The organism is Bacillus sp. NSP9.1 (assembly GCF_000465465.2).
In the GTDB taxonomy this organism is placed as follows: domain Bacteria; phylum Bacillota; class Bacilli; order Bacillales; family Bacillaceae; genus Bacillus; species Bacillus sonorensis_A.
Window position 1 is genome coordinate 1,178,013 of the sequence record NZ_CP048273.1, and the last position, 14,290, is coordinate 1,192,302.

Annotated in this window: 23 protein-coding genes and 2 pseudogenes; 16 read left to right on the plus strand and 9 right to left on the minus strand. The window is 47.2% G+C overall.

Translation table 11 applies throughout. From position 1 onward, the window contains the following. Positions 1-55: 55 nt before the first annotated feature. From M654_RS05900 to M654_RS05910, 3 genes and pseudogenes are all read left to right on the plus strand, one after another. Positions 56-577 carry an HNH endonuclease signature motif containing protein gene (locus M654_RS05900; RefSeq protein ID WP_026588476.1) on the plus strand — a complete coding sequence of 174 codons (522 nt, stop codon included), beginning with the start codon at positions 56-58 and terminating at the stop codon, positions 575-577. 175 nt (positions 578-752) lie between these two features. Next, a pseudogene (locus tag M654_RS05905) lies at positions 753-1,142 on the plus strand (ribonucleotide-diphosphate reductase subunit beta); the annotation flags it as partial. 50 nt (positions 1,143-1,192) lie between these two features. Continuing rightward, positions 1,193-1,735 (plus strand): dUTP diphosphatase, encoded by a 543-nt coding sequence (locus tag M654_RS05910; protein WP_026588475.1) that lies wholly within the window; start codon positions 1,193-1,195, stop codon positions 1,733-1,735. On the opposite strand, the gene M654_RS05915 is transcribed toward M654_RS05910, so the two are convergent. After that, positions 1,728-2,096 carry a DUF2513 domain-containing protein gene (locus M654_RS05915; RefSeq protein WP_026588474.1) on the minus strand — a complete coding sequence of 123 codons (369 nt, stop codon included), beginning with the start codon at positions 2,094-2,096 and terminating at the stop codon, positions 1,728-1,730. The two genes, M654_RS05910 and M654_RS05915, sit on opposite strands and share 8 nt — an antisense overlap. Positions 2,097-2,160: 64 nt before the next feature. On the opposite strand from M654_RS05915, the gene thyX reads away from it, so the two are divergent. The 7 genes and pseudogenes from thyX to M654_RS05950 all read left to right on the plus strand — a co-directional run bounded on the left by thyX (position 2,161) and on the right by M654_RS05950 (position 6,626). Further along, positions 2,161-2,886, plus strand: coding sequence for an FAD-dependent thymidylate synthase (gene thyX, locus M654_RS05920; protein ID WP_026588473.1), 726 nt, complete (start codon positions 2,161-2,163; stop codon positions 2,884-2,886). Between the two features lie 362 nt (positions 2,887-3,248). Further along, the gene (locus M654_RS23795) at positions 3,249-3,443 is read left to right on the plus strand and encodes a 3D domain-containing protein (protein WP_268884452.1); all 195 of its coding nucleotides are present in this window, start codon (positions 3,249-3,251) and stop codon (positions 3,441-3,443) included. Then, complete coding sequence (locus tag M654_RS05930) at positions 3,440-3,625, plus strand: hypothetical protein (protein WP_152520995.1); 186 nt, start codon at positions 3,440-3,442, stop codon at positions 3,623-3,625. Before M654_RS23795 ends, M654_RS05930 begins: the two co-directional genes overlap by 4 nt. A 15-nt stretch (positions 3,626-3,640) precedes the next feature. Beyond that, positions 3,641-3,808, plus strand: coding sequence for a hypothetical protein (locus M654_RS05935; RefSeq protein ID WP_163170550.1), 168 nt, complete (start codon positions 3,641-3,643; stop codon positions 3,806-3,808). Then, positions 3,809-3,967 (plus strand): annotated as a pseudogene (locus M654_RS23800) (hypothetical protein); the annotation flags it as partial. A 683-nt stretch (positions 3,968-4,650) separates the two neighbouring features. Continuing rightward, positions 4,651-5,211 carry a nucleoside/nucleotide kinase family protein gene (locus M654_RS05945; RefSeq protein WP_026588471.1) on the plus strand — a complete coding sequence of 187 codons (561 nt, stop codon included), beginning with the start codon at positions 4,651-4,653 and terminating at the stop codon, positions 5,209-5,211. Then, the gene (locus M654_RS05950; protein ID WP_051290429.1) at positions 5,208-6,626 is read left to right on the plus strand and encodes a DNA cytosine methyltransferase; all 1,419 of its coding nucleotides are present in this window, start codon (positions 5,208-5,210) and stop codon (positions 6,624-6,626) included. Before M654_RS05945 ends, M654_RS05950 begins: the two co-directional genes overlap by 4 nt. Here the strand turns inward: M654_RS05950 and M654_RS05955 are convergent. Beyond that, positions 6,602-7,000, minus strand: a complete 399-nt coding sequence (locus M654_RS05955; RefSeq protein ID WP_026588470.1) for a hypothetical protein — start codon at positions 6,998-7,000, stop codon at positions 6,602-6,604. The genes M654_RS05950 and M654_RS05955 overlap by 25 nt on opposite strands. A 164-nt stretch (positions 7,001-7,164) precedes the next feature. Between M654_RS05955 and M654_RS05960 the strand changes: the two genes are divergently transcribed. The 4 genes from M654_RS05960 to M654_RS05970 are packed head-to-tail and all read left to right on the plus strand — an operon-like array spanning position 7,165 to position 8,946. Further along, a complete protein-coding gene (locus tag M654_RS05960) occupies positions 7,165-7,569 on the plus strand; it encodes a sigma factor-like helix-turn-helix DNA-binding protein (protein ID WP_026588469.1) in 405 nt (134 codons plus the stop codon). Next, positions 7,562-7,774, plus strand: coding sequence for a hypothetical protein (locus M654_RS23805; RefSeq protein ID WP_236251205.1), 213 nt, complete (start codon positions 7,562-7,564; stop codon positions 7,772-7,774). The genes M654_RS05960 and M654_RS23805 overlap by 8 nt, the downstream gene beginning before the upstream one ends. 20 nt (positions 7,775-7,794) lie before the next feature. Continuing rightward, positions 7,795-8,049, plus strand: coding sequence for a hypothetical protein (locus M654_RS23810; protein ID WP_236251206.1), 255 nt, complete (start codon positions 7,795-7,797; stop codon positions 8,047-8,049). A 48-nt stretch (positions 8,050-8,097) separates the two neighbouring features. Further along, the gene (locus tag M654_RS05970) at positions 8,098-8,946 is read left to right on the plus strand and encodes a MarR family transcriptional regulator (RefSeq protein WP_035428435.1); all 849 of its coding nucleotides are present in this window, start codon (positions 8,098-8,100) and stop codon (positions 8,944-8,946) included. Positions 8,947-8,980: 34 nt separating this feature from the next. Here M654_RS05970 and M654_RS05975 read toward each other — a convergent pair whose 3' ends face one another. Both M654_RS05975 and M654_RS05980 read right to left on the minus strand, forming a co-directional pair. Beyond that, positions 8,981-9,292 (minus strand): hypothetical protein, encoded by a 312-nt coding sequence (locus M654_RS05975; RefSeq protein WP_026586474.1) that lies wholly within the window; start codon positions 9,290-9,292, stop codon positions 8,981-8,983. Between the two features lie 11 nt (positions 9,293-9,303). After that, complete coding sequence (locus tag M654_RS05980; protein ID WP_026588467.1) at positions 9,304-10,746, minus strand: lipase; 1,443 nt, start codon at positions 10,744-10,746, stop codon at positions 9,304-9,306. 53 nt (positions 10,747-10,799) lie between these two features. Here M654_RS05980 and M654_RS05985 point away from each other — a divergent pair, with 53 nt between their 5' ends. Continuing rightward, positions 10,800-11,144: a DUF1433 domain-containing protein gene (locus M654_RS05985; RefSeq protein WP_026588466.1), complete on the plus strand. Its 345-nt coding sequence runs from the start codon at positions 10,800-10,802 to the stop codon at positions 11,142-11,144. A gap of 42 nt (positions 11,145-11,186) precedes the next feature. Here the strand turns inward: M654_RS05985 and M654_RS05990 are convergent, their stop codons facing one another. From M654_RS05990 to M654_RS06005, 5 genes are all read right to left on the minus strand, one after another. Beyond that, entirely contained in the window at positions 11,187-11,360 is a 174-nt protein-coding gene (locus M654_RS05990) for a DUF8096 family protein (protein ID WP_142246096.1), read from the minus strand. A 47-nt stretch (positions 11,361-11,407) separates the two neighbouring features. Further along, on the minus strand, positions 11,408-12,217 hold the full coding sequence (locus tag M654_RS05995) for an ATP-dependent DNA ligase (RefSeq protein WP_026588465.1): 810 nt from the start codon (positions 12,215-12,217) through the stop codon (positions 11,408-11,410). An 89-nt stretch (positions 12,218-12,306) separates the two neighbouring features. Then, positions 12,307-12,459, minus strand: a complete 153-nt coding sequence (locus M654_RS23495) for a hypothetical protein (protein WP_035428434.1) — start codon at positions 12,457-12,459, stop codon at positions 12,307-12,309. A 100-nt stretch (positions 12,460-12,559) separates the two neighbouring features. Continuing rightward, the gene (locus M654_RS06000; protein ID WP_026588464.1) at positions 12,560-12,775 is read right to left on the minus strand and encodes a hypothetical protein; all 216 of its coding nucleotides are present in this window, start codon (positions 12,773-12,775) and stop codon (positions 12,560-12,562) included. A 41-nt stretch (positions 12,776-12,816) separates the two neighbouring features. Beyond that, positions 12,817-13,014: a hypothetical protein gene (locus M654_RS06005; RefSeq protein WP_026588463.1), complete on the minus strand. Its 198-nt coding sequence runs from the start codon at positions 13,012-13,014 to the stop codon at positions 12,817-12,819. A 464-nt stretch (positions 13,015-13,478) separates the two neighbouring features. Between M654_RS06005 and M654_RS06010 the strand changes: the two genes are divergently transcribed. Next, the gene (locus M654_RS06010) at positions 13,479-13,697 is read left to right on the plus strand and encodes a helix-turn-helix domain-containing protein (RefSeq protein WP_026588462.1); all 219 of its coding nucleotides are present in this window, start codon (positions 13,479-13,481) and stop codon (positions 13,695-13,697) included. Positions 13,698-14,290 lie beyond the last annotated feature (593 nt).

The window sequence follows — 14,290 nt, forward strand, 5'->3', positions numbered from 1 at the left end:
AAATCCTTGAAAGGACGATCAGCAGCGAAGCTATGCGAACCAGAAGGAGGTGAAGATTGTGCGAAAAGAAGTAGAGGAAGCCCCTTGGTGGATTACCGAGAGTGGAATAATTATTTCGAAGAAACTTAATAAACCTAGAAAAACATTTGTGACACCTCACGGGTATGAGGTTGTTGGATACACCCACCCACAAAAAGGAACTCAGAACTTTCTAGTTCATAGATTGGTAGCAAAGTACTTCATACACAAAATACCAGACGGAATGTACGTCAATCATAAAGACGGCAACAAACTAAATAACCACGTTAGCAACTTAGAAATAGTCACTCCTAAAGAAAACACTCAACACGCATTGAAGATTGGATTAATGTCAGGACAACCCGGGGAGAGCAATTCGATGTCAAAGCTTTCAGATGAACAAGCCACGAATTTAATCTGTGATTTGCTTGCGGGGATGAGCAATGGCGAAGCCGGAGAGAAGTACGACTTGCACCCGCGATACGTTAGCTTAATTCGGCATAAACGAAGATGGAAAACTTTATGGGATCGCATAGAACGTTCAACGACTATCGCATAGGCGGTGAAATTCCGCAAAACGAGTAGGGCGCAAGCTATTGGCGTGGGTGAGAACCCCTTAAATCGAAACGGGAGGCGCCCCATGTGGGTGATGATATAGTCTGCTCCTTGCGGTAACGTAAGGCGGCTGCATTTCGCAGCGGGTCGAGAGTAGCGATCTCGGCTGAACAAAAGGTATTAGAGATGAAGCGATCCACGGCGTCTATGTCGGCTTGCTTGCGCAGGAAATTTACATTCGTCAATCACCGGGCGTACAGATCGAATTGCGCGACTTTGCTGTCGAACTGCTTGCGGAACTCTACGAAAATGAGGCCGCATATACCGAGGATCTTTACGATCAGGTCGGACTGACTCACGACGTTAAGAAGTTCGTGCGATACAACGGAAACAAGGCGCTTGCTAACCTTGGATTCGATCCGTATTTCGAAGATGAAACGGTAAATCCGATCGTGCTGAACGGGCTTGATACGAAGACGAAATCGCATGACTTCTTCGCAGCAAAGGGTAACGGATACAAAAAGGCTACAGTCGAGGCGCTCCAAGATGACGATTTCTACTTCGAGTGAGCGTCCATTAACGAAAGTATATGCGCAGTTATTAACGAGGAGGTTTTCGTATGAACGTAAATATTAAACGCTTGTCACCCGATGCACAAATTCCGCAATACGCTCACGCTTCAGACGCCTGCTTCGACCTGGTTGCGGCAGAAGACGTCATTATCGAGCCGGGAGAAACCGCGCTAGTCAAAACGGGGCTAGCGTTCGAGATTCCGGAAGGTTACGAAATGCAGATTCGACCGCGTTCCGGCATTACGTTGAAGACGAAGCTGCGCGTTCAGCTCGGAACGGTCGACGCGGGCTACCGGGGAGATGTCGGAGTGATTGTCGATAATATTGCGCCTGTTATATATCGGACTATCAAAGACGATGAGGGAGAGCGGTACGAAACGTTAACATCGAAAGTTCTTTACGACGTGGAAGGGAGTTTCGTTCCGACAATTAGCGACGGTTATGTTGACGGTTCGTACAGCATCCGCAAAGGAGATCGCCTCGCACAGGCCGTAATTAAGCCGATCGAGCAGGCGGCTTTTACGGAAGTGGCCGAGTTGGGCGATAGCGATCGGGGTGCGGGCGGATTCGGGAGTAGCGGGGTCAGCTGAGTCCTAACTTTTGTTTAACATAAGTGAGGGCAATTTCTTTTAAAATGTTCAAAGATGCCCCACCGACCTTTGATGCAGATGTTTTTGTCATAGCCCATACTTCAGGATCTCGAACATTGTCTAAAAATTGGTGACCATCGTATGTAATCTCTGAGACGAGAAATTCTCCTCCTAAATAAAACTTAGCTTTAATGTAGCCTGCTTCCTTAAGTTTGGAGATTGTGTAAACAATATCTTCCAAACTATATTTCTTAAGCGACTCCATTTCAAGAATCTCAGATTTTTTCAAAGCTCGATATAAACCGAGATTTTTTTCAAGAGCTAATAACAAATCTCGAATACAATCGTGTTTTAATTCCATAATACCACCCTCTCTTAATAGGTTATTCCTATTATAACATATAATACCAAAGGAGGACGAACAAATGAACGATGCAGTTAGCGTACTCGACCGCGGCTATGTCCGCCTGACAAACGTAATGGGCTCCGACCTTTCTGTCGTTAACTCCGCCCGCGTATCCTACGACAAGGAATCTACCGAACTATCCGAAAAGGACATCCGTCTCATAAAATTCCTTGCGCGAGAAGGCCATACGTCGCCGTTCCGACACGCTACGGTTCAGCTCGAAATCTATGCCCCGTTAATGGTTGCGCGGCAACATTGGAAATATATCGTCGGTTCCGACCACACAATGGATGCTTGGAACGAATCGAGCAGGCGTTATGTTACCGAAGAGCCTGCGTTTTACATTCCACAGGCGGACGAATGGCGTTCAGCACCGGAGAGTTCGAAACAAGGCAGCGGGAAACCAATAGACGTTATTAACGCAGAAAATGGATATGCGGACGTCAACGCAGGCTCACACTACACGAATGCTTTACTCCAATATATCGATAAGGGACTGGAGCTTTACGATAGCGCAATGGGAGCAGGCATCTGCGCAGAGCAAGCGCGTTTATTCCTTCCGGCCTACGGAATGTATGTACGCTATTACTGGACGGCATCGCTTCAATCGGTCGCTCATTTCTTGAATCAACGCCTGGCACACGATAGCCAAGTCGAAATCCAAGCGTATGCTAAAGCGGTTTATTCGTTAGTTAAACCGAAATTTCCGATTAGCATTGACGAGTTAACAAGGACGGAGGTGTAAGCATCGGTATCCTAACGAATCTCACGCTAACAGCGCAGCTCGCCGCCGGTCATTGTCCGGCAGAGCAGCCGCCAGAACCGCCAAGGATAACGCCAGAGCAGGCGGCCATCCAATCGGCTGAATCGCGCAACAGAGAATTAACGAAAGAGATAACGGAAAAGGATGCGAAGATACAGGCGCTCAAGGACGAAATTAAGGCGCTGAAGAAGTCGAAGAAACCGACGCAAGCGAAGAAAACAGCGTCAGCCTGGCGGACTTATGAGGCCACGGCTTACACGGCCTATTGCTCGGAAGGCTGCACCGGCATCACCAAAACGGGAGTCGACGTCAGCCATTCGATCTATTACGAAGGAGCGCGCGTCATAGCGGTCGATCCGTCTGTGATTGCGCTTGGCTCTACGGTTGAAGTCCGGCTCGCTGACGGTTCGAGCTTTCGGGCGAAGGCGATTGACGTTGGAGGAGCGATTAAAGGCGCACGGCTCGATCTATTGGTCGCGAATGAAGCCGACGCAGTACAGTTCGGACGGCAGTCGGTAGAATTGCGAGTGATCAAATGAAAATCGAATATGTTCCGGAATTAGACGTTTATCGCGTAGGAAAGCTCATCACAACGGATAGAGAGTTCGCAGAAGCGTTTCTCCGATCAGCGGAAATGTTCGCCGAAGCCGGACGTATGGTACGGGATATACCGGAACCAAAATCGAGACAGGTATTTGCGGAGTGTGTGATTCGAAAATAGAGAGGGCGATCAGATATGACGGAGTTGCAGAAGGACATCGTCAAACTTTACGAAGCTATTCGCAGTTTATACGCAGGGGATTACGAGCTGATTGATCTTGACGATATTGCGTCGATACCTGAAAAGTACGGACTAACCGTATCGGAGGAAGGATATATCGAAATGGACGAGGAGGACGAATAAATGACGAAAACTAACGAAAAAATCCACGTATTGGCTGACGAATCCCTGGGCGGAATCAAACGCGAGTATGTAGAGGTCGATAGGAAGGCGGAGGTTGGCGATAAGATCGTAATTGTTGATAAAAATGATCCGGATGACGAGTACGAGAACGGAGATATTTTTACGGTAGATCGCGAAGTTTCTCCCGGATTGGGGTACGTGGAATGTGACGAAGTTAGAAGCGTTGCTAATCTAGGAGGGTTTATCCTCCGCAGAGAATACCGCGTCCTCGAACCGACCAACATCGTCCACGTTGACGGAGAGCGCTACGAAATGGTCGATCGCAAGGCGGAAGTAGGCGAAAGGTTTATATACTTAGACGATACAGGTGTCGACTTAACTATCGGAGGTATATACACACTTTACGAAATCATCGAAGGAGTATACGGATTTATCGATGACATGGGAGACGATCGCGCACTTCGGGACGAAGCTAAATATCGCGTCCTCGTACCGGTCGAATCCTCCGAAGAAGAAGAACCGCAGCCATCCGACCCGATCGACGTTATCGCTAACCTAGCGACGCGCATATACGAATTAGAAAAGAAATTCGAAGAAGTTAACGCAGGACTATCCGTCCTGAGCGAAGACAATCCGTGGATTCATAAACGCATAAATGTCGTTAGGAGCGAAATCGACACGTTACACAAAGACAATCGGAGGCACGGCGAAGAGTTGGAGGCGCTCAAATATGCTACGAAGGAAACGGGCGGAAAGGCGGCGCACCTCGAATCCGATTCAGATATGCGCTTGTTTACCTTCAAGGAAGTTTCGTTACTTCTTAACGCAATGAGGGAACGCCGATGAAAATCGCCCTCACCGCACCACTTCGCGCAGGCAAGTCGCTGGCGGCATCGTACATTTCGCTTCACTACGCCTTCCAGCCGTTCGCATTCGGCGACGAACTAAAGGACGCATTTCACCGCGCATTCCCTCACGTTCCGAGAAAACCGAAGCCGCGCGCTCATTATCAGAAGTTCGGACAGTGGGCGCGGGAAGCCTTCGGAGAGGACGTATGGATCGACGCTCTCATGCCGAAAATAACCGCCTATCTCGAACGCCATCCTTGCGACTGCGGCAACACAGCGCTAAAGAATCGCGTAATCATCGATGACTGCCGCCAGCCTAACGAATACAGGCGGCTGAAGGACGAAGGCTTCGTATTTATCCGCATAACAGCACCGGCCGATCTCCGTATTGAACGCGCAAAAAAAGCCGGCGATCAATTCGACCTTGCCGACTTGGAGCACCCGACTGAGCTTGCCGTTAACAGTTTCGAAGTTGATTACGAAGTTGAGAACGCAGGCAAGCCGGAAGAGTTGTACGAGAAGCTGGACGCGATTATGGCGGAGGTGTTGGCGTGACGAATATTCCGAATCATTACGGTTATGGCTTGCGAAATGACGAAAAGCCTTATGCGCACAAGATTCCGGATGGTGGTAACTGGCGTGATCTCCCGGAAGACGATCAAAAGGCGTTTATGAAAGGTGCGTTCTATAGTGGCGGCGGACAAACGACCTATTTGCGTAAGATGTCCTGGAACGAACCAGCGTTAACAATTACCGCATCAGTAATGGCGAAAGCTACGTGTCATTTACATCCGACTGAACCGATTGAAGGGGGCAAGTACATGAACGGGATTCCGAATCACGATCCGAAACCTCTAAGCGAACGAGTAATATCTCGTATGGAGTCTGGGGGGTACGAAACATATTTCAAAAAACATCCGATTGGAAAACTCGATCGACCAGCATACACGGTTACGGCACATTATGCGAAGGGTGCGCCAGACGGCTTGGTTAACGTTTCAGACAAGGAGAGGAGCGAATATATGGGCGACTTTAACTTAACGCCGCAACTGCCGGCGAACGGACTGACGGTACTCGAACTATTCTGCGGAGGAGGACTTGGCGCAATCGGATTCAAAGCGGCCGGTTACGATATCGTAAAGGCGATGGACTTCGATAAGAATGCCGTCAAAGCCTACCGACACAACTTTGGTGATTACGTAGAACAGGCGGACATTAACGAAATTGATATCGATAGTTTGCCGGACACAGACGTAATCTTCGGTGGACCACCATGTCAAGACTTCTCGGTTGCGGGGAAAGGCGAAGGAGCAAACGGAGAACGCGGTAAATTAGTCTTCCGTTACCTCGAAATCATTGATCGCAAGAAGCCGAAAGCCTTCGTATTCGAAAACGTGAAGGGGCTTATTACGAAGCGACATCGTCCAACATTCGAAGCGCTTATCGATAAATTTACCGAAATAGGTTACGAGATTAGTTGGCGCGTTATGAGCGCGTGGGACTACGGAGTAGCCCAGAAGCGTGAGCGCGTATTCATTGTCGGTGTGCGGAAAGACCTCGGCTTCACATTCGAGTTTCCGAAGCCGTTAGAAGGCGATTACCAGACGCGAGTATTGCGGGATGTTATCGGGGATTTGCCGGAGCCGGGCGTTCAGGTAACCGCTAATCATGTTGGTAAATATTTAGGCGATTATAAAGGCTTTGATAGCCGAACGAGACGGCGCCCAATGAATGAGCCTAGCTATACTGTAGATACGCGTTGGGATATAAATTATGTCCATCCGACAGTGCTACGCCGTTTCACCGTCCGCGAATGCCTCCGAATCCAATCTGCGCCTGATACTTACGTCCTGCCAGACGATATTTCCTTATCGGCACAGTATCGGATCGTCGGAAACGGAATCGCTTCGCGTGTTGCGTGGTATGTGGGGCGAGCGCTTTCGGATCAATTGGCGTCGGTGTCTAGCTGAAACGCAAACGTGCCTTTAGGGTAAGCCAGATACGGTTGTTTAGACGCCTCACCATCGCCGATCAGGTAGAATCGCTGTGGAAGATCCGGACCATATAAATTCTGTTTGCGGATATATGGCCGTGCCGACGAGTAGCCGCGCGGATCAAATTTAAACGGCTTCACATCGCCCTTTATCGAAACATGTCCGGGCTTTCCTACGATTATCCTTTGCTCGTCTTTATCATACGCAAGGAATAGCTGGAATCCCGTTTTTTCCGGAAGCTTTAAAACACGGCGTGCACCCATCGACATACAGAACCTACCGTAATTATCGACTGTAATAAACGCTTTGAGATCGCGAATTGTTTCGCTTGAAATCCATTCGATCGCCATATCGAATCTCCTTACGAAAGTATTTACGTTCAGTATAGACGGAATAGTTACCGATAGTCAACAGAGATGTACGAATTGTTAACGAAGTTATTAACGAAAAAATTCTTTCGCAACTATCTCGTTTGATAATGCGATTCCTAAGGCGCAAGGACAAAACAACGAAATTGGAGGCGGTTGTTATCGGAAAAGTAAAAATCGATCTTCACCGAAAGGATCGCGAATTTGAGGCGGCGTATGCGCTAGACAATGCGGAGGGTGTTAAAACGCTGCTCTCCGACTATCCGAAGTTCGTCAGCCGCAAACGACTCGGAGAATACGAAGCTGCCGAAGTGCTGCTCGACCTGCACAAAGCGATTGAGCTTGCGGATCTGACCGACAGGCAACGAGAGGCCATCCGGCTCGTATATTTCGAAGACCTGACGCAAGTGGAGGCGGGGAAACGGATGGGGATTAGCCAGATTACATTGCGTGAGTACGTGGAGGCGGCCACAGAAAAAATCGCGGATATTTACTACTATTGGGCGGGACACAGCGAAGGGTACGCCATGGGAGGACGAGTTGATGGATAAAACGCTACTGGACGAAATGATTACGGAATTACAGCAACGAACGAAAGCCGGAGAATTGGACCGCATTCAACGTATCGAGGAAATTACTGCGCTGGCTGACGCTTATTTCGACTCGGTCGGAGAGCACCCGGATTCTACTGCGCTTGAACGCATGGCTAATCTCGTAATCTACGAAGAACTGTCGGACACGAATAAAAATAAATGAAGGACTTGGAGTACCCGATAATGAGCGATCGCATGGAGAAAACGCGCAGATCTGGAGAAACTTCCGAGAAGATGGCTGAAGAGTACGATGAGTTTGGCAAAAATCAAGGGAAACCGGCTCGGAGACGCCTTTCAACTTACGAAGGGATTCAGATGGATCGATGCGCTAAAGCTCGTAATAAAGAGAGACGGAAAAAATATTCGGATTTCGTGAAAGGGAAAACGCCGGGACAATTTACGGTCAATATCACAACAGGCGAAAAGACCATTCATTGAGGGCGCCATTCCAGCGCTCTTTTATTTTGACGAAGAGAGGACGATCTGATGGCAAAATATGAACGTGTCGTAAACGAAAACGGTGAAATTGGCGTGTTTGTTCCGGAGGCAATAAACGCAACTATTAGGACGCCGGAAGAAGCAGAGAAAGCGAAGTATTACGCAACCTTACCGAAAAAGAAACGATTTCATCATGGACGGAATTATGTCGTATCTTATAACGACGCCATTTCCGATATCATACGCGATCTAACACTAACGGAAGCCGGCGCAATGGTTAAAATCATGATCCAACTTCGGGTAAAGAGCGACGGGCAGCTACTGAAAGGTTCGATACTGGACGGAGAGCCGATGAATAAAGCGGACATTGCTCGCATACTCGGCCGCAGCAGATCGAATACTAATTCGTTAATTGACCGCTTAGTCGCGCTTGATCTTCTCGACATCAGACCGAACGGAATCTACGTCAACAAACGGTTTCATTCGATGGGAGACCGAATATCAGACGAAGTTTTTACGAAAGTGTACACGGTTAAAGCGAAGGAGATCACGAATAATCTGCGGTTGAATGAGATCGGCATGTTGTACAAGATCATCCCGTTTTTCCACTACAGCGAATATTATCTCTGTGTAAATCCTAACGTGGACAAATCATTGATCGAATATATCGGAAGGGAAACGCTCGCTAGTTTAATCGGTCATGACGTTTCGACAGTTTCGAAGATTATGAGCCGCCTTCAAAGCGTTGGGGCAATACTCGTAACTGGAACGCGAAAAGAAGTCCGTTACTTAGTACACCCGGATCTAATGTTCCGTCAGGCAGAAGGGTTCGAATCGGACTGGACGGTTGCAGTACGTAAATTATTCGATGACCATGCGAAAAAGTCAAGACGATAGGTAAACGAAAAAAGGGGCGCCGTCATTGGCGCCTTTATCTCGTCTTAAACCCGTTCACAAAGCTTTCTCCGTCCTGCTCCGTGTTAATAAGCTGCTGGGCGCTTTGGCTGATCCGTTGTGCCAGCGCCTGCTGCGCTTTCCCTTTGAAGCTGTAGAGAAGCGATGAATAGACGCTGTTCATTTCTTTCTGAATCTCGTCCACTTTAAATTTCGGTCTGAGGGTATTTCGCACGGATTCGAGCTTGGCTCCTGCCGTGCCTCTCATACCGGATTTCAGCATATTAAGCTGCCTTCGCTTTTCCATTGGGTCGTTTTGCTTTTGAATGAAGTTATCTAATGTATCCATTTATTCCACTCCTAAAGTTTTAGCCAGTTAGCGAGCATTTTATCTTTTGCTTTAAAATCCTTTGCGATTTGCGCAAGGTAGCCGCTGATGTCTTCCAAATCGGAAATCGTATTTTGCAGTGAAGCAATATATGCTTTTTCGGCATGGACATCGTAAAACAGCGGGTTGCCTTTCTTATCAAACGACTGTGCCAGATCATTCAGCGTATTGTTTACGTCATCGAGTGTCAGTTGATCGTATAAGCCGTGGCCGACTTGGCGATAGGTCTCGTGTTTCAGATCGTTTATCGTGGCGTCGTGCTCCTGATAGGCGTTTTCCGCTTCTCTTTTCATTGTGCGCAGGTCATTGATGATCGCGTTTACCTTTTCCGCGAGCTGCTTCGCGACTTCAGGCGTGACTTTAATCGCGTCGCTTCCAGAAGTAACCTCCGGTGGAAGCATCGCTTTTAAATTTTTGTCATACACAAGTTCATCGCCTTCTATATTTTGAATGTTGCCGCTTTCGTCGAAGGAGAAGTTTCCTTTGTTGAGGCCGTGAGTATCGGGCATTCCCATTGCGGTCGTAGTGATATAGTCATAAGCGACGCCAAATACTGTACCGAATACACCGTCGTTAAACTTCGGATCAAGTCGGATTTCCCGCTCTGCACGCGAAACAGAAGGGTCTTTTGTATATATCGTTCTGCCGGCATGTCGTTTATACTCAAGCCACCACCCTGAACCGGTCATATCGTCCGGATTGACAATCGCTTTGACATACGAATCATATTTGCCGCTGTTGATTTCCTTTTGCTTTTCTTCGGAATGTAATTTCACAACGGACGGATTGTTGAAGGCGACTGCGTAGATATCGTTATTGACCGCGCTGTATTCAGCCTCTGCGCCGCCAAGCGAGTGTCCGGTTGTTGAAACGATAGTCGATGTCCCTTTATACTTCTGTTTGATTTCTCGAACAAGGTCGTCGGCTTGGCCGATTTGGGATGTTTTTGTAATCAGTTTGTAGTTGCCAGAGCTAAGCATTGCGTCTTGTGAGGGAGTCCCGTTGTATTTTCCGATTGTTTTAGACGTATCTTTTGTTCCCTTTTTAACTATGTATGGGACTTCACTTTTCGGATCAAATCCCGCGACAACATTTCCGCCGTCTGCATCAACAACATCTTGAAAGAATTGGCTTTTCGGATCAGTTCCTGCGAAGGCTACAACGACGTTTTTCGGGTTGTCTGATTTTACCCACTTGCCGTCCTTTGTCTTTTGACCTTGAGAAAAAACTACTGCGTCAAGTCCTGTGTCATTATCTCTCTTTATCTTTTCAACATACCAATACGTACTTTGGTCCGTCTGTATTGGCTTTCCTGTTTTTAACTTACCATCTAATCTATCGCGGTTGTAAGATTCTTGACTTAACGTATAATAAGTTTTATCTGTTATTTTTGGAACTTTTATCTTGTCGTTCATATACATCGCCTCTTTGTTTTTGTAAAATAGGATAAGAAAGGACTGATTTTCAAATGAAAAAGAAAAAGTACATAATTATCCTTATTTTAATAATTATAGCAGTTGGGGGATTTTTTATGAAGCATCAGCATGATCAAAAAGAAAAAGAGATTGCTTTATTTGAAGAAGCACAGAATCATATGGAAAAGTTTTTAACAACCAATTATAAAGATGTTGGTGATATCCACTTTTCCGACGATTATTATATTAATCCAATGGGAGGTATAACAGTAAAGGGGTATACCAACGGAAAAAAAGAGTTTGAAGGCTTGTATGATCCTGGAAATGAAGAAATATTGTCATATACCGTGGACGCTGAACCTAAAGAAGAATGTAAAGATAAGCTATGCACGCGTTAATATGCTTAAAAATAGCCCACCTCAATTGAGTGGGCTTTCGATTTATATACTCTTCTTCATCCCGCATCTGCGGCACTCACGCAAGAAAACGCCATCCTTCACCGAGCTTTTAAACAGCGTATAATCACAGTTATCACAGCGTCCGTAATGAACGTCCGGATATTCCTTGTAGTCGTATACCTTCTCCGTATCATAGCCTTTTGTTTCGTAATCCATTCGTCCTCAACCTCCGACTATTAGAATACGATAAATGGCCGACACATTCAACGCCATTCATGGAACGAAGGAATGCGCAGCAGTCCGTTTTTCGTCTTAAATCGGTGTTTGACGCGACACTCAATTGGCTCAATATAGACGTATTTATCCGTTTCCTCAACGTCTTTTCTCTTCGAATGTAACTTTCGCCGCGCATCGTATGGCATGAACTCCATAACGCCAGCGTATTGGCCGTCCATATACGAAAGCACAAGCGCATTGTCTTCCTTGCGGAGCCCTGTTATCAAAACGTCAGTATATTCGTAGTTCACGATCTTCAGCCAGAGATCCGACCGCTTATTTTCCGTATACGGCGCGTCTGTTCGCTTCATAACGATGCCCTCGATCTTATTTTTGCGGACTAATTCGAAATAATCCGCAGCATGGCCGCGAACACCTTCGACTACTTTAACGTTAGGATGATCGATCTTTAGGCCGGCGAGTATTTCTTTTCGTTCACTTAGCGGCCTAGACGTAGTGGAAACGCTATCTATCCGCAGGACATCGAACACACAAAATACTATCGGATGATAACTTTTTCGCGACTGGAATCGTTCCATGACGGCCTCGAAATCGCCTGCACCAGTAGGACCGGGCACTATAAGCTCGCCGTCTAGTACGGTTCCGTCCGGTATGTCGAGCGTTAATAGTTCCGGAAATTTAGAGGTGACTTCGTTGTTGTGGCGTGTGTATAGGCGAATTAAGCCGTTATTCCTGGACGCGATCAGACGGATGCCGTCGAACTTGGTTTCCGTGATATAGTCGTCCGAGTCGAACGGCTCCTTTGCGGACTCAAGCAGCATGGGCGAAATAAACAAAAAGAATCACCTCGTTTCAGCGTAGTTACTATAATGATATAGTAAGAGTGCGCCGAGACAAAGTGATTCGGTTGCGGTAAATAATTCCGTCATTTAAATAGTTTGCGAAGGGCTTTTCCGGCCTGCTTACCGGCTGCCCTTCGAACGATACGTTTTCCGACCGTTCCTTTCTTGACCGCGTTCACATCGCCAAGCAGGCGAGATAAGCCGTAAAGAAAGCCGCGCGTTTTATTGATCGACATTGTTCATCGTCTCCTTTCAACGATTTTTCCACGAAATTAAAGCGTAGGAGCCGCCGGAATCTACTGCGGGTATCTTAGGTATCGGCGGCCGCTTAACGCCTTATTTTCCGTCAAAATACTTTCGAACATCGTGATAGCGTTCGACTGAATCCCGTTTAAGAATTTCCGTTGACTGGCCGATCGCCTCCGCTGCTTCTGCGCCTAATTCTTTCACCTTCTCTGCGACATCAACTACGTCCGGATTATCCGTCAACGCCGCAAGATAGCGAGCACACGCAACCATTTCGACAAGCGCTGCGTATTCCTTTGTGTTCATCGTAATTCCCTCCGATCGTTACCATTATTATAACGGAAAATCTATTCGTCATGACCTCCGTGTTTGGTTGCGATCAAATATCCGAGACAGCTCAACGCCGTGTTGAAGCCGATCTGATACGCTTTTCCAGCGTCTTTGAACGTCGCAATAGGACGCTCATAGAGATCGAGGAGCTGTTCGGTCTGCTGCCGGGATAATCGCGGTGTGTCCGACCACAAGCGTTTTATATAAAGCGTCATTTCCGATTCCTCCCCGATTTAAAGAATAGAAGCGCGATAAAAACGATAGCTGATCCGAGGCCGACGCAGTCCAGAACGGACAGCCGGTCGAAGTTCATATCCGCAATCCAGGCGAGCAAGACGACGATTAACAAAATTTCCGTGGTATTAATTCGCTTCATTCGTGTTATAATTGATTGACAAGGGGCGAAATGCCCCTCGTGTTTATGTTCGGCGACGGTGCTTCTTGGTCGGAGGCCGTCGCTTCTCACTTTCGGTATCTTTTCGCATCTTGCGGAGTTCTAAGACGATCTTTAGAATCCCGAGCCAAGTTGCGATGATTGCCGAAAGTTTCATCACTATGTCAATCAATTACGTTCACCTCCTTTCGTTAATTCTATTATAACGCATAACCGTTATAACGTCAATACGTTATTTACAAAAATATCGCTTTTACGATATAATGAGCGCAGGAGGTGCCGGCAATGATCGTTAAACTAAAGTTAGCCGAGCTACTTGATCGGAAGGATATGACGCAGAAGGAACTCGCTGAACTGACCGGAATACGTCCGTCTGCTATCAGCGAACTAAGCCGCGGAATTAAGGAACGGGTACAACTCGACCACCTTAGCCGGATTGCGACTGCGTTGAATATAACGGACATACGGGAGCTTATCGACTTGACTGAAGACGCTGACGAATAGGTTGGCGCCTTTTTAGTGTGGCGAAAACAGAACAAATCGGCCTTTTAGTGTGGCGAAAACAGAACACGCAAAAAAGGGCTTCGGCCTTAGAGCACCAACGGATACAGCCGTTTTTGGCGGTTGTCGGTGTCTTCTTCTTGTTTTCAAACACTAGCGGGAACTTCGTTACACTGCGTCCCGCGGAAACGCAATCAGGTACTTATATATTGTATCGCGATAAAGGTACTTAATAATATCCGCGGACACGGAGGAGCGAAAGCGACGGAGTGGACGCTAGTATTTAAAACATACGAAAATACTTCGTTAATATAGCGTATATCCCTATAAAATACGTCCATATGCTGTCTTACGTTATAGAGGGATGTAACATACGTTTCATACCGTTGTACCTATACGAAAAGGGGTACCGGATAACTACGGCAGGGTGGCGGTAGGTACTCCGCATATACGCCCCGCCTGTTGCATACGGTAGGGGCATCGCTATACATATAGGAAGGGAAACGGTGAGGAGCAGGCGAGAGGGACAACGGACTGTCACCCGAACATCAGCGAGACTGTGTCGAAGGATAAGCCCTTCCGAAACTCACGGGGTC